Below are 13350 nucleotides of genomic sequence, written 5' to 3'. Positions count from 1 at the left end.
AAGTTAAATAATGTGCTGAAATTTTATAAGGGTAAAATGGTTATTTATGTTAATATTAAAAAATTTTCTTTGTTGGTGATGACCACCGTTTACCATTCGTAACCATTGCCAAATCAGACAATGATTTTGATAATGTGTCCAATCTTGAACGGAATGGAGTATTTCGCATCAATATCGGAATAAGCAAAGAGACATACAACAAACTCAACATTTATCAATTGGAAGGGGATATTGATTATTCATTATTAAATGTGTTTCTCCCACACCCTCATTATGCAAAGCAACACTTTATCTGCATCCTTAATCCTAAGGGCAAAAATTTAGAAAAAGTGAAACAACTCATTGAAGAGGCACACTCGATTGCTGAAGGTCGTCTTCAACAAAAGAAGGGATAGAATGCCACGTCTTTATTCAACAAAGATTGTTATTAAAAATGCTTGGAGCGTAATAAACTCCAAGCATTTTTTATTTTATATTAACTTACGCTCATTCACCTTGTTTGTCAGAGCAAAAGAATAAATAGCAGAAAGTAATGCAAAAATAACAATAATACCTCCTACTAATGCGTTCATTGTTACTGCATACTGAGTAATTAGGATTCCACCTAAACTTGAACCTAAAGCAATCCCCGAATGAGAAAATGAGTTATTTAACCCAACTTGAATATCAGCAGAATCTTTTGCCACTCTCGCTAAACTATCTTGAATCGCTGGACTAATTGACCAAGACACAGTTCCCCAAATAATAACGATCATAAATAAACTTATAATTGAACTAGGTGCGAATGTTAAAGTTAAAATAGAAATAGCTAATAACCCTAAATTAAACACCAATGTCTTACTTCCACCAAATTTATCAGTAGACCACCCACCTAACCATCCACCTAAAATTCCTGCCATACCAAATACTAGTAAAACAATACTAATCATGTTAGTAGACAATCCCATCGTTTTCATTAAGTATGGTGTAAAGTAAGTATAAATTGTAAAATGCCCTGTTAATTGTAAAAAAGAAATTAGTTGAATCGATAAAATACGTTTATTTTTAAGTGTTGCTATTTGCTTAATCAATGGAATTGTAGGCTGTCCTTTAACTTTCGGTAAGAATTTATAAATCCCTAACATAGCCAATAAACTTAATAAACCGACTAAGACAAAGGTCATTCTCCAACCAAAGTTTTCTCCAATCACCGTACCTAATGGAACACCAAATACTAGAGATGAACTGATCCCCATAAAAATAACTCCAATTGCTCGGCCTCTAACTTCAGGAGAAACGATGTTTGCTGCAGTCGTTATTGAAACGACAATTACAACTGAACAACTTGCTGCAAGTATAATACGAGCGATTAATAATACAGTGAAATTCGGACTAATGATGGAAAGAATATTTCCAACGAAAAATACTGTTAATGCGATTAATAGTAATTTTTTTCGTTCTATTTTTGAAGTGAGTGCTATAAAAATAGGAGCCCCAAATGCAAATACGACTGAAAAAATTGAAACTAGTTGACCAACCGCACCAACTGAAACATGTAAATCCCCTGCAATCATTGACAGTAAACCTGTAATAATAAACTCAACGGTTCCTGCGACAAATGTTGCAATTGCTAAAATATATATCCCTTTATGCATTGCTTAACTCCTCAAGTATGATCCTATTCATTCATAATAATTTTTTGCCACATTAGTTTATTATATAGGTATAATTAAAAATGTCTATGCAAAAAAAACGAACCTATATTAGATTCGCCCCGAATTTACTCTTTACTACTGTCTATAGTTGATTTAACTAGTTTTATACTTTGCTCTTCTTTATTTTCAACCAAATGTTGTAAGATGGATAATTTATTTGTCCAAAATTGCTCGTAATATGATAACCATTGTTTAATCTCTAAAAATGCATCTGGTTGTAGTTTGTATCTTCTTTCTCTGCCAACTTTTCTTCCACTAATCAATTCAGCTTCTGAAAGGATATGAAGATGTTTTGCAATTGCTGTTCGACTCATCGGGAAATTACTTGATATCTCTGAAATCGGTAATTCATTATTAGCTAATAATTTAAGTACTTCTCTTCTAGTAGGATCGGCTATCGCTTGAAATACGTCATATTTTTGTGCAGAATTAGACACTAGTTTTCAACAACCTTTTTAAGCTTCTGAACAATGCCAGCCCAACCACCATTCATATTGTCGCGGACAATACCACTTTTTTGGTTTGGTTTTGGTAGAATTTCATCTGCTGTTTTCCATCCACTATGGATTAGTGTGAATTCAGTTTGATCTCCTAGCTCTTTTAAATTAAACGATACTACCCAACCATCAACATCCCAAGTAAACGATACTCGATTTGGTTCATCTATTTCTAAAACTTTACAAGGTGATGGACCGAATGGACCTTGCAAATGAAACTCGTGACCTACGACTGGTTTAAAGTCATTTGGCATGAACCATGCAGATATACCTTCCGATGTTGAGACGAACTCCCAGACTTTTTGAATAGGTGCATTATAGATAAGGGTTTGCTTAATATCTTCAACTTGATTTTGTACGCCCATTTTGACCCTTCTTTCCAATCAATATAAAACCTTTTGGTTACATTTAAAATTATATACAACCATTTGGTTTTATGTCAATCTATTATTACGAACTTATTTTTTTCCTTAAGTTGTTAAATTATGATTAAAAGTCAGGCGTAATGTCATTGTGATCTTACCATTGTGATAAATTCAGCACGCTCAGTACAAAATTCATTTTCCACTTTAAATCCAAAATTTTCATAAAGCCGAATCGCTCTTTTATTAAACTTAGCAACTGTTAATCTAAATGTGAAAAGATTGGTCATCCCTTGAATTTCTCCAAGAATAAATTTAAAAAATTTACTCCCAAATCCTTTTCCCGTTAAATCAGGTCTAACTCCTAATCCGATATCAACCATCCTTTTTTCATAAACACCAAACTCGTTCCCTTTTTGTACTTGTGCCGACTGCCCGATACAAAAAAAGCCAATCAAGTTCTCTTCTTGGTTGATTACTGCAAAATACTGATTATTCAACAATTCAGCTAATCCTTCTCGACTTAATTCATTATTATAAAAATCGTAAGGTGGATCATAACTCCAATTAAGAATATCAGTAGCGAAAGACTGTGTCATATGACTAATGTATAATTTCATGATTTCTCCTCATTTTCTACTTTGTTAACACTGCAAAATTTGTTAACACTGCAAAAATAAAAGCATTACTCATTTAAAATAGAGTAATGCTAGGTTTTACTTTATGTCTATCAAATCTTAACAAACTAATCGATCAAATTAAATTTTCGAAACTACCTTGTTTCTAACAAAGAAGAATACACCGATATTAATTAATAAATTTCCTAAAAATGCTGCTAATAATAACTGAATACCTGAAATCACACTTGCGTTATCACTAGCATTAAGGATCCACCAAATACTCGCAATGCCTAGGATGAATAGGTTAATATTAAATGCAATCGACATTGTAGCTAATACATTCTGTGTTTTATTTTGCATTTTAACTTCTACCCAAACAGATAAAATCAAGGATACGAAAATAATACTAAGGAATTCAATAAGCTGTAGATTCATTCTTATTCCTCCTAAATTTTATTTGGCAATCAACTTACTATTAGGGTATTCTTTTCATTCGTTATATAAGAATAATTCGTTATAACTGAAGAAATCCCTTCCAAAAAATAGCATTATTATTGCAAAAAATATCTTGTATAGATAACTTTTGGTTTAAAAATCCAAGGTATATTAAAGAAAGCAACCCATTCAAGGATTGCTTTCTTATTTTTCATATTGAGTCCAACTAGATCCATGAATCTTATTTGAAACATAAATTATTTTTTTCTTAACTCTTTGTTCTTCAGGGCCTTTTAAAAGTAATGATTGGTAATTATTTCGGTAAGATACTGAAGAAACTGAAAATGGAACAACTTTTATTTCTTTTTGATTTGTGAGTATCCCATTATTTAGATGAAAGGTTTGTTGGAAAACAAATGTATCTTTGTCTTTAGGGTTTTTATTTCCGCCGAACATAAAATTCCCTAAACTATATACTATAAATTTTCCTTTATACTCTTCGATTCCTTGAACAACATGTGGATGATGGCCAAGTATTAAATCAGCTCCATGGTCGATTGCATAATGGGCCAAATTCTTTTGAGTACTATTTGGTACATAGTCTCGCTCGATTCCCCAATGGAAATGGATTAGAATGATTTTTACACCATTTTTTCTTAAATTTTGTATATCATTATTAATTTTAATCCTTAAGTCAGGTGAATCATTCCAACCTTCATATCCTAGTGCAGCAACTTTAACCCCTTTAATCGTCGTTACATATTGATCGTTATAGCCAAAATAACCTATTTTTTCTTTTTTTAAATTGTTAATTGTATCTTCAAAACCTTTTTGCAAATAATCATGGCTATGGTTATTGGCTAAATTGACTGCTTCAATCCCACTTAACGTTAATATTTTGGCATAAGAAGGATCACCTTTAAAACGGAATGTTTTAGTTGCCTTAATTTTTGAATTCGTTAACGTCGTTTCTAAATTAACAGTTGATAAATCATCTTGTTTAAAGATATTATTTAGCCCTTTTGTAAAATAAGCTAATCCATTTTTATTTGCTTCTGCTGGAAAAGAATTAACATATTGAAAATCTTCATCAAATCCAAGTGTAAAGTCACCAGCTGCACTAATTTTAATAGACGTTTCTATATTTTTTGGTATTGTAGTATTGTTATTTTCTGGCTTTTGAACTGGTGGCTTTGTAGCTGGCTTATTAATCGATTTTGGTTTTTCCACTACTTTATTTTTAGTTTCGTTTTTTACTAAATTGCTTTCTTCATAAACTTTCTTATAAATAAAATAACTAAATCCTGATAAACAACCAAATAGAAACAATGTCATAATCCATATAACTATTTTTTTACTTTTTCTTTTTTCAGTACTTTTATCCTTCCGACTCCTCATATGTTTTTATTTCTCCTTTTTATCTCTATACTGGAAATATATTTTCGTATCCTTTCTTAAAGTGAAAAAAGAGAAAGTGAGCATTTCTCTCACTTTCCTATAGAAGAAACTATTTCGTTTCTTAATTTTTCAACGTTAATACATAAGACACAAATTCATTTAGACGCTCTTTTAATATCACTTTAGAAACCAATAGTTTTTTACCAGATGGACTCCAAGTAATTGGTCCAGCAAGCTCGTCTAAATCAGTCGATAATTGTGTTATCTTTCTAGATTTGACATCGATTACGAATAATCCTCTTTCTCCCTTATCTTCCGAAATTACGGAAAAAGCTAATGTTTTGGAGTTTGGCGACCAACCTGCACCGAAAATTTGAGTTCCAGTAGCTAAAGATACTGTTTTTCTTCCATTTTCATCGGTAATAAACAACTCTCTTTTAGTTGGTGCAATTTTTCTAACAATAGCGAATTGCTTTTGATCAGGAGACGGAATAACCCATTCAACTTTATGCTCGTTGTATTTTTTTCTAATTAAATTAACTTTATCAGAGTTAGCATCAATCTTTCTTACTTGTCCATTAATATCAGCTGAAAACATTTGCTGAAATATTGTTGAATAAATGATTGTTTCATTATTGATCCATCGTCCCTCTGTCGCAAATGCAAAAATGGTATCCGGCTCTGACACTTTAACCTTACCGGTTCCTTCAGAATTTATAATATAGCCAGTACCAGAAGTTCCATCCTCTGTTATCTTATAAAAAATATGCTTTTTATCAGGTGAAATAACGGCTCCTACTTGGTCATGTTCCTCACTTGCTAATACTTTCGATTTGTTCGTGCTTAGATCATATGAAAATAAATTAATGGGATAAGTATACTCACCATTATCTGTCATAACTGATTTTGGTAATTTCGTATTTTTTTGTTCAGTTAAAATCGTATGATCATCCAACCAATCCGTCCCACGAATCCCTTCATAACGATCTATTTTCTCAAGGGCTAACTCGTTTGTTACAACCTCTTCATTTCCTGTTAATACGGTAATTTTTTTATGTTTTTTTTCAATCACTATATCTTCATTTTGATTTTGACATCCAGTTATTAGTAGAAATGTACTAACTAGAAAAAATACTTTCATCAAACACTTGTTAAACATCGCATCACTCTCCTATTTTCGATTTTATGATACGTTTAAGTTGTTTCAATTTTTACCTTTTCATGTTTCCAATTTGTAAACTTTTACTTAACTAACGGAAATGTAATGATAAAATTGGATCCACTACCTTCTGTTGATTCAACACGAATCGTACCATTTTGCTTTTCAATTAAATCTTTTGTTAAAGCAAGCCCTAAACCAGATCCCCCAGATTGACGCGAACGGTCCTTATTTACGGTAAAAAATGGTTCAAATATTTTTTCCACTAATTCCGAGGAAATACCAATCCCTGTATCAGATATATTAATAACTAAGCGATCATTTTCAACCCTATTTGAAACGTTTATCTCACCATTCGTTTTATTATATTTAATCGCATTATCTAATAAATTCATAATGATTAATGTAAAGCTTTCTTTATCAATAAGAATGGTTGCATGTTCAAAATTTGTGCGGATTGATAAGCCAAACTTAGTCATTTTCCCTTTCATTCTTAAACAGATGTCTTCTAAAAGGGAAAATACATCGACTTTTTCTTTTATAATTTCAAAGTCATATTTCTCAAGTTCTGCTAATTTTAATATTTTTTCAACCATATCATAAAGTCGAAGTGATTCTTTTCCTATATTACTAATTGCTTCTTCTAATAATTTTGGATCATCCGAATACATGTCTAATAAATCGATATAAGCCCTTATTACAGTCAGTGGGGTTTTAAACTCATGAGTAATTGATCCAATAAATTGCTTTTGTTGTTTTTCTAAAACTTTAAGCTTTTCAACAGCTAATTGGAGATTTTCTTTTTCTTGTTGAATGCCTTTTATATTATGTTGAATTTCATTACTCATGTAAAAGATCGCTTGGCTTAAATAACCAAGCTCATCTTTTCGACTTAAAGTAGGCCGGTCAGGATAGTTTCCTAATTTAATTTCCTCCGTTACTTTCCTAAGTTTTAAAATACTCATAACAAGAGTATTAAAAAAGAAATATCCAATAATAAAACTAAGAATTGTCGTTATTAAACCAATTTTTGTAAACAGTTTAATGGTACTATCATAAAACTCCTGATTATTAATTAATGAATAATCGAACTGAACAACTCCTATTTGCTTATTAGCATTATAAATAGGTGCAAAATAAGATAATGTTTCGCCACTCTCCTGATATGCAATTTTACCTTTTAGCGCATAACTTAACGTATCTCCTACATCTCTTGTAGATTGTAAAGGAAGAGAGTCACCTGCAACTTTTCCATCCATATTAAAAATTGTGACATGAAGACTACTAATAATCCCAATCTGTCTAGCGATTTCCCGACCATATCGTTTAAAAAAATCTTGAGGATTCTCCGATGTTTGACTTAAATAAACTTGCTTCACATATACATTTGCTAATTTACTTTGCCTAGCAAGAGTTTCTTCAGTTTGTTTTTGCTGGTTTTGTTTGATCCCTTGTAAAACTAATATACTTAATACAATGACAGTTCCAATTAATAGCATAGCTAAAAACAAGCTCGACTTAACTTTTATACTTAATTTCATTTAGTTTCACTAGATATCTTATATCCGACTCCAAAAACAGTGTGAATTAAATGTTGATAAGAATTACCAAGCTTCTTACGTAAACGTTGGATATGAATATCGACAGTTCTCGTTCCACCGATATACTCCATTCCCCACACTAAATCTAATAATTCATCTCTACTAAAAATTCGATCAATATTAGAAATTAATAAAACAAGAAGGTCGAATTCTTTTGGGGTTAATTCTAAATTGGTTCCATCAACTATCACTTTTCTTTGAGCAGGAATTACTTGTAGCTTATTAATTGAAATGCTCTTTTTTTCATCAAGTGAAGATTGTTTTTTTAATCTTCGGAGTAAAGATCTAGTTCTAGCAAGTAATTCCCTAATATCAAACGGTTTTGTTATATAATCATCAGCTCCAAACTCTAATCCTAAAACTCGATCAATAATATCATCTTTAGCTGTAAGTAAAATAATGCCAAGTCCTTCTTTATTTCCTATTTGTTTACATAAGTCTAAACCATTCATTACAGGCATCATAATATCCGATATTAAAATATCCGGTTTAAAAGCTGGAATCTTATCCAATGCTTCTTTTCCGTTAAATGCATATTCTACGATAAATCCTTCTCTACGAAATGCGTAAGTTAATGGATCTACAATACTTTTTTCATCATCTACAATTAATACTTTCGCTTGCAATTACCTCACCTAAATTCATAATTTATGTTTTTATCTTTATTCCTTATATTTTATTTTTTGATTATTAATAATTTCCTTAGAAAAAATTATAGATGGCTCAGTATGGAATTACTAAACGTTTTTCATATAAATGCAAAAAATTTACAACTTGGAAACATCTTGTTCTTTTTTAATCTATGTTCTGATCATTAATAGTTTGGACAATATTCTAGTGCTTTATCTGAAATCATACATTTAGTAATGAATATAAATGGGAGGGATTCCATGGAAAATTACCATATTCGAAATATGCAAGATAAATGTAAAAAATATAAACTATGCCATGTAGTGTTTCAAACTTCTGAAAGAGCATTATTAGAAGGGGTATTATTAGATAACAATTTGAGTAGCGCGGACTTACTCGTCCCACAAGACCTCGCCGCACCTGAATCACGATATTTTGAAGTAAGACAAAGCAGTGGTGCAACTTTTAGCCCTAGATACCGAGTATATAAAAAAGTCACTGTACCACTTTCTTCAGTTGAAGCAATATACTTGTATCCGTATTACTACCCAAGTTTTCCATATATTTATCATAGAAACTATCATCCTCAATAGTAAAAAAAAGCATCTAAAAAATTAGATGCTTTTTCATTTTAAATTTTGAAGTTTTATTTCGCTACAAATACAAATACCGATAAAGGTTTGATTACAATAGAAGTGATAGACTCTTCTAGCATTTTTACTTCTGATCGGATTAGTTCATTTAATTTACTTGGTAAATTTTCAATATTATTTAGTTCGATATCTATATCTTCTAAAGTCTTTTTAACTTCCCAGCTACCATCTTGTAAATTTGGGGAGTTTATCGTTGTTTCATTCATTATGTTCCATCCTGAATCTTCACAAATATTTTTAATATCATTTGGAGTAAATAGGGTGCGAATGTTTGATTCACTATTCTGTTTTAATGACTCATACTGAGCCTGAATTAAAATAGATAATAAATGTGGATATTGTTCAATTGAACTAATTCTAGTATCCCATTCAGCAAAGCATAATTTTTTACCCCACTTTTTAATCTTTTTTAAGACAGCAATCAATTCTTCTTTTGATTTTAAGTACCAGGAACAGTGGGACATAACAATATAATCAAACTCATGTTCACGAAAATCAACAGTTGACGATAATATGTCAATTTCAAACTCCATTTTTAATTGATTACCTAAATTCGATTGTAATAAGAAGTCTGCTGAATCCCCTAATGAAATAGGACTTCCGTATGTTCTTGGGCCAATATCAATACCATGAACAAGTCCATTTTCCCCGACACTATAAGCTAAAACGGCAGTCGTATCTCCTTGACCACAACCTATTTCTAATACTTTACTTCCCATTTCTATATTCCAAAACTCAACTAATTTAAAACGATGTTCTGTTTGAATTCTTTGTAGATCAGACATCCCCTTACCTGATGCCATACAATCAATTACTGATTCAACTGCGTTTTTTATCATTGAATTCCTCCTTAAAAATAAAAATATATATGAAACTATTTTTCTATTACGTTCAAATTGATTATTAATCTACCTTAAAGTTTACCTCTCCTACACCTAAGTCCATATTTATTGTTAATTTAACATCAGCGTTCTCATATGCTTCATTAACATAAACACCATTACCTTTCGAAATAAAATCAGCAATATTTGCCTTGCCAATTCCCTTGCTTAAATTAATCTTTACACCTACATCAGAAGGTAACACGATGGTCGTTTTCCCAAGGCCAGTTTCAATATTTGCATCGAAGCTTTTATTCCATTGTCCACCTAAATTAACATTTAGTTCTCCGACTCCAGCCTCGATTTCTAATTTATTTAAATCCAGTCCACGTAAATCAAGATTTGTTTTTGATGCGCCTGTATTCACATTTAAATCAACCGGAAGTTTATTTTAAAGCTTCAAATTCCATTCATTCTTATATTTGCCAATATTCACTTTTGGAAAATGCTTTTTAGATTGGTCAATTCTTACTTCTCCCGTGGAATCTTTAAGTTTATATGATACATCTGGATTTAAATATATATTGTTATATTCAATCGTACCGTCTACCCAATTTTTTGTACCTTTTGAAACATTCATTACTCCGGCACCTAAATCTAAATTTACATCCAATTTTTTAGCTTGATCTTTATGAATAGTAACAGTTTCTTCTTTTACCTTTTCATTGTTAAAAATTGAACAACTAGCAAAAACGAATACTGATGTAATTATTAATAAAGCAGCAATAAATATTTTTTTCATTTTTTAACCTCCAATTGAAAACTTCTACTAATCTCATTTTATGGAAATTAAAAAATCTAGATAACATCCTGCAGTATCAATCTGTCTACGACCAAAGTATGAAAGTAATAAAAGAAGGAGATATCCTATTATTATATTTTCTGGCAGCATTCTCCTTTAATTGTTATAAAAAAGATTAATAATACACCTTCAAATTTAAATCAATCAATTACATACGTTTTCTTGAATGCGAATACAGTATAACGAAGGAATTGTAAAGGAGGAGAATAAATGACAAGTTCTCCACTAACAACTGAACAAATGATTTTAATTATTCAAAACGGACTTAGAAAAACTGAATTCCCCAAAAAAGTAGTGATTGTTGGTGCTGGAATGGCCGGTTTGACAGCAGCTTCATTGTTAAAGGATGCAGGACACCATGTCACCATTATAGAGGCAAATGATCGAATTGGAGGTCGCGCTTATACTTTGCGTGCCCCGTTTAGTGATGGACTATATTTAAATGCTGGTCCATTACGAATCCCAAATATCCATCATTTAACATTAGGATATATTCGAAAATTCAACTTGCCAGTAAATGAATTTATTAATGAAACGCCAAACGATCTCATTTATGTAAATGGAATAAAAACGAATCAAGCTAACTATAAAAAAAATCCCGATCTATTAAACTTTCCAGTAGCAGCAAACGAAAAAGGAAAAACATCAGATGTATTATTGGATCAAGCATTGCAGCCATTTATCAACTTTATTAATCAAAATCCAATAACGAATTGGGAAATCGTCGAAAAAGGGTATGGTAATATTTCATTTGGTTCCTTTTTAAATTCATACTTTTCAGTAGGTGCAGTTGATATGATTGGTGTACTACTAGATTTTGAAGCATTTATGGGAATGTCCTTTTTAGAAGTATTGAGGGAACAAGTCGCTTTTAAATCCGCAACGAAATTTTATGAAATAACAGGAGGAATGGACTTATTACCAAAAGCGTTTCTTCCTCAATTAAAAGATACTATTCGATTAAATCAAAAACTGACGAAAATTATTCAAAATGGTAATTCCATAACAATCCAAACAACTGACAAAAATACCTCAAGCCAGTACAGTATGAACGCTGATTTTGCCATCATAGCTATACCATTTTCACTCTTAAGATTTGTGGAGATTAAACCATTCCATTCGATTTCTTATTACAAACGAAAAGCAATTCGCGAAATAAACTACATGTCTGCAACAAAAATAGGAATCGAGTTTAAAAGTAGATTTTGGGAGAAATATGGTCAATTCGGTGGTATGTCAACAACCGATTTGCCTACCAGACTTTCACTCTATCCTAGTACAGGGTTTGGTAACACTGGTAGTGCAGTAGTGAATGCAAGCTATACATGGTCTGATGAGGCGCTAACATTGAGTGCTTTAACTGAAGAAGAACGCATTCAGTATGCTTTACGGGACTTGGCTAAGATTTGGGGTAAACAAGTTTATTCTGAATATGTAGCTGGAACCTCCTTTAGCTGGAGTCAAAATCCATTTTCAATTGGTGCCTTTACATTTTTTGAACCGGGACAAGAGGAAGAACTGAATTCTTATATAAGCAGTCCTGAGGGAAGATTACACTTTGCAGGGGAGCACACTTCTCGTTCTCACGCATGGATACAAGGTGCAATTGAATCAGGGATACGGGCTGCTAATGAAATTAATAGCTTATACTAAACTACAAAAAGTAAGAAAGACCGGGTAATTACTTCCCGGTCTATTTTAATCTAAAAAATAACATCTTTTTATTTTAAATCTTCAAGCCATTCATGATTAGGATGATGGATCAAGATCGCTTCACGTAACCATGTTTTCTGTGAGGAATCTAAATAATCCTTCACGTTTTTAAAATCCTGATGATCCTTTTCTCTCGTATTACGAACCTTATATAAAAGCACTATTTCTGGATTCAAGTAAGGAATCCCTTCATTTGAAACACTATAAAGTGAGTCAAGCTTACATGTAATCGATTTATCTCTTCTAAACTTCCATTCATTTAACTCGATTTCATTTAATAAAACTTCTAATTCATCTTTTGTCTTATCATTTTCGCCATGTATTTCGTGAATAGGTAGTTCTAAATATTCATTTTCCCAAGTTGATAATTTGCCTCTAAAGACTTTATTAAACGTCCAGTTATGTAAATACTCTTTAAGACATAGCTGATCATTTCGTGCAATGACGATTTCAAGATCATGATGATTTCTTGTCTTTTTTTCTAAGAAAAGGTCAATCGCCCATCCTCCAGCTATATACCAGCCTTTATTAAAATCCTGCATTAATTTATTTATTTTAAAGCATTGTTCAAAAGACATTGCCTTCCTACCTCCTAATTAAAAAAGTACCACACAAAATGTATGATACTTATTAATGGATATATTTAGTTTCGAATAAATAATAATTTTTCTACTTTAGGATGAATCGGCTCATCTCCCAAAGAACGAGTTGATCGATCATATGGTTGAAACCCTTCATCTGTAGACTCATTTTGATTAATATCATCTGAGTTCGTCTGCGTTCCTGGGTTATCTGAAACAATTGAAGTCTCATAACCATCGGAAACTAAATTAGGACCATAATTAATAGATAGAACAGTGAACAAACAAAATATTGTTATAATGTTGGATAGTCTTTTCATCATG

General features: G+C 31.5%; 15 protein-coding genes and 1 pseudogene. 3 read left to right on the top strand and 13 right to left on the bottom strand.

What is annotated here, in order from left to right; all coding sequences use genetic code 11:
• The first annotated feature begins 62 nt into the window (after window positions 1–62).
• The gene (locus ACSBO6_RS04255; RefSeq protein WP_353616059.1) at window positions 63–395 is read left to right on the top strand and encodes a DUF6194 family protein; all 333 of its coding nucleotides are present in this window, start codon (window positions 63–65) and stop codon (window positions 393–395) included.
• Between the two features lie 75 nt (window positions 396–470).
• Here the strand turns inward: ACSBO6_RS04255 and ACSBO6_RS04250 are convergent, their stop codons facing one another.
• The 9 genes from ACSBO6_RS04250 to ACSBO6_RS04210 all read right to left on the bottom strand — a co-directional run bounded on the left by ACSBO6_RS04250 (window position 471) and on the right by ACSBO6_RS04210 (window position 8392).
• Entirely contained in the window at window positions 471–1634 is a 1164-nt protein-coding gene (locus tag ACSBO6_RS04250; RefSeq protein ID WP_098844047.1) for an MFS transporter, read from the bottom strand.
• A 125-nt stretch (window positions 1635–1759) separates the two neighbouring features.
• Entirely contained in the window at window positions 1760–2131 is a 372-nt protein-coding gene (locus ACSBO6_RS04245; RefSeq protein WP_098844051.1) for an ArsR/SmtB family transcription factor, read from the bottom strand.
• The gene (locus tag ACSBO6_RS04240; protein WP_098844054.1) at window positions 2131–2556 is read right to left on the bottom strand and encodes an SRPBCC family protein; all 426 of its coding nucleotides are present in this window, start codon (window positions 2554–2556) and stop codon (window positions 2131–2133) included. The genes ACSBO6_RS04245 and ACSBO6_RS04240 overlap by 1 nt, the downstream gene beginning before the upstream one ends.
• Before the next feature lie 143 nt (window positions 2557–2699).
• A complete protein-coding gene (locus tag ACSBO6_RS04235; RefSeq protein WP_098844055.1) occupies window positions 2700–3173 on the bottom strand; it encodes a GNAT family N-acetyltransferase in 474 nt (157 codons plus the stop codon).
• Between the two features lie 138 nt (window positions 3174–3311).
• Window positions 3312–3608, bottom strand: coding sequence for a hypothetical protein (locus tag ACSBO6_RS04230; protein WP_098844058.1), 297 nt, complete (start codon window positions 3606–3608; stop codon window positions 3312–3314).
• 204 nt (window positions 3609–3812) lie between these two features.
• A complete protein-coding gene (locus tag ACSBO6_RS04225) occupies window positions 3813–5006 on the bottom strand; it encodes a CapA family protein (RefSeq protein WP_498844214.1) in 1194 nt (397 codons plus the stop codon).
• A gap of 121 nt (window positions 5007–5127) precedes the next feature.
• A complete protein-coding gene (locus ACSBO6_RS04220) occupies window positions 5128–6165 on the bottom strand; it encodes a hypothetical protein (RefSeq protein ID WP_498844213.1) in 1038 nt (345 codons plus the stop codon).
• A gap of 83 nt (window positions 6166–6248) precedes the next feature.
• Window positions 6249–7706: a sensor histidine kinase gene (locus ACSBO6_RS04215; RefSeq protein ID WP_098844067.1), complete on the bottom strand. Its 1458-nt coding sequence runs from the start codon at window positions 7704–7706 to the stop codon at window positions 6249–6251.
• Window positions 7703–8392, bottom strand: a complete 690-nt coding sequence (locus ACSBO6_RS04210; protein WP_098844070.1) for a response regulator transcription factor — start codon at window positions 8390–8392, stop codon at window positions 7703–7705. The genes ACSBO6_RS04215 and ACSBO6_RS04210 overlap by 4 nt, the downstream gene beginning before the upstream one ends.
• 264 nt (window positions 8393–8656) lie before the next feature.
• On the opposite strand from ACSBO6_RS04210, the gene ACSBO6_RS04205 reads away from it, so the two are divergent.
• Window positions 8657–8989 carry a hypothetical protein gene (locus ACSBO6_RS04205; protein WP_498844212.1) on the top strand — a complete coding sequence of 111 codons (333 nt, stop codon included), beginning with the start codon at window positions 8657–8659 and terminating at the stop codon, window positions 8987–8989.
• A 53-nt stretch (window positions 8990–9042) separates the two neighbouring features.
• Here ACSBO6_RS04205 and ACSBO6_RS04200 read toward each other — a convergent pair whose 3' ends face one another.
• Both ACSBO6_RS04200 and ACSBO6_RS04195 read right to left on the bottom strand, forming a co-directional pair.
• Complete coding sequence (locus ACSBO6_RS04200) at window positions 9043–9888, bottom strand: class I SAM-dependent methyltransferase (RefSeq protein WP_098844075.1); 846 nt, start codon at window positions 9886–9888, stop codon at window positions 9043–9045.
• 64 nt (window positions 9889–9952) lie between these two features.
• Window positions 9953–10672 (bottom strand): annotated as a pseudogene (locus tag ACSBO6_RS04195) (toast rack family protein).
• 270 nt (window positions 10673–10942) lie between these two features.
• Between ACSBO6_RS04195 and ACSBO6_RS04190 the strand changes: the two are divergent.
• On the top strand, window positions 10943–12385 hold the full coding sequence (locus ACSBO6_RS04190) for a flavin monoamine oxidase family protein (protein WP_498844211.1): 1443 nt from the start codon (window positions 10943–10945) through the stop codon (window positions 12383–12385).
• A 68-nt stretch (window positions 12386–12453) separates the two neighbouring features.
• Here ACSBO6_RS04190 and ACSBO6_RS04185 read toward each other — a convergent pair whose 3' ends face one another.
• Both ACSBO6_RS04185 and ACSBO6_RS04180 read right to left on the bottom strand, forming a co-directional pair.
• Entirely contained in the window at window positions 12454–13023 is a 570-nt protein-coding gene (locus tag ACSBO6_RS04185; RefSeq protein WP_098844082.1) for a nucleotidyltransferase domain-containing protein, read from the bottom strand.
• Window positions 13024–13088: 65 nt separating this feature from the next.
• Window positions 13089–13349, bottom strand: a complete 261-nt coding sequence (locus ACSBO6_RS04180; RefSeq protein WP_098844084.1) for a hypothetical protein — start codon at window positions 13347–13349, stop codon at window positions 13089–13091.
• Window position 13350: the final 1 nt, after the last annotated feature.

It is taken from the genome of Bacillus sp. AL-1R, from assembly GCF_052180195.1.
GTDB lineage: Bacteria > Bacillota > Bacilli > Bacillales > Bacillaceae_G > Gottfriedia.
The sequence above is the reverse complement of the archived record's forward strand: the minus strand, read 5'-3'. Positions and strand labels throughout refer to the sequence as shown.

Coding starts and splice junctions, on each gene's coding strand:
- ACSBO6_RS04250 (WP_098844047.1), bottom strand. CDS start 1,634: ATGCATAAAGGGATATATATTTTAGCAATTGCAACATTTGTCGCAGGA.
- ACSBO6_RS04240 (WP_098844054.1), bottom strand. CDS start 2,556: ATGGGCGTACAAAATCAAGTTGAAGATATTAAGCAAACCCTTATCTAT.
- ACSBO6_RS04235 (WP_098844055.1), bottom strand. CDS start 3,173: ATGAAATTATACATTAGTCATATGACACAGTCTTTCGCTACTGATATT.
- ACSBO6_RS04230 (WP_098844058.1), bottom strand. CDS start 3,608: ATGAATCTACAGCTTATTGAATTCCTTAGTATTATTTTCGTATCCTTG.
- ACSBO6_RS04225 (WP_498844214.1), bottom strand. CDS start 5,006: ATGAGGAGTCGGAAGGATAAAAGTACTGAAAAAAGAAAAAGTAAAAAA.
- ACSBO6_RS04220 (WP_498844213.1), bottom strand. CDS start 6,165: ATGTTTAACAAGTGTTTGATGAAAGTATTTTTTCTAGTTAGTACATTT.
- ACSBO6_RS04215 (WP_098844067.1), bottom strand. CDS start 7,706: ATGAAATTAAGTATAAAAGTTAAGTCGAGCTTGTTTTTAGCTATGCTA.
- ACSBO6_RS04205 (WP_498844212.1), top strand. CDS start 8,657: ATGGAAAATTACCATATTCGAAATATGCAAGATAAATGTAAAAAATAT.
- ACSBO6_RS04200 (WP_098844075.1), bottom strand. CDS start 9,888: ATGATAAAAAACGCAGTTGAATCAGTAATTGATTGTATGGCATCAGGT.
- ACSBO6_RS04190 (WP_498844211.1), top strand. CDS start 10,943: ATGACAAGTTCTCCACTAACAACTGAACAAATGATTTTAATTATTCAA.
- ACSBO6_RS04185 (WP_098844082.1), bottom strand. CDS start 13,023: ATGTCTTTTGAACAATGCTTTAAAATAAATAAATTAATGCAGGATTTT.
- ACSBO6_RS04180 (WP_098844084.1), bottom strand. CDS start 13,349: ATGATGAAAAGACTATCCAACATTATAACAATATTTTGTTTGTTCACT.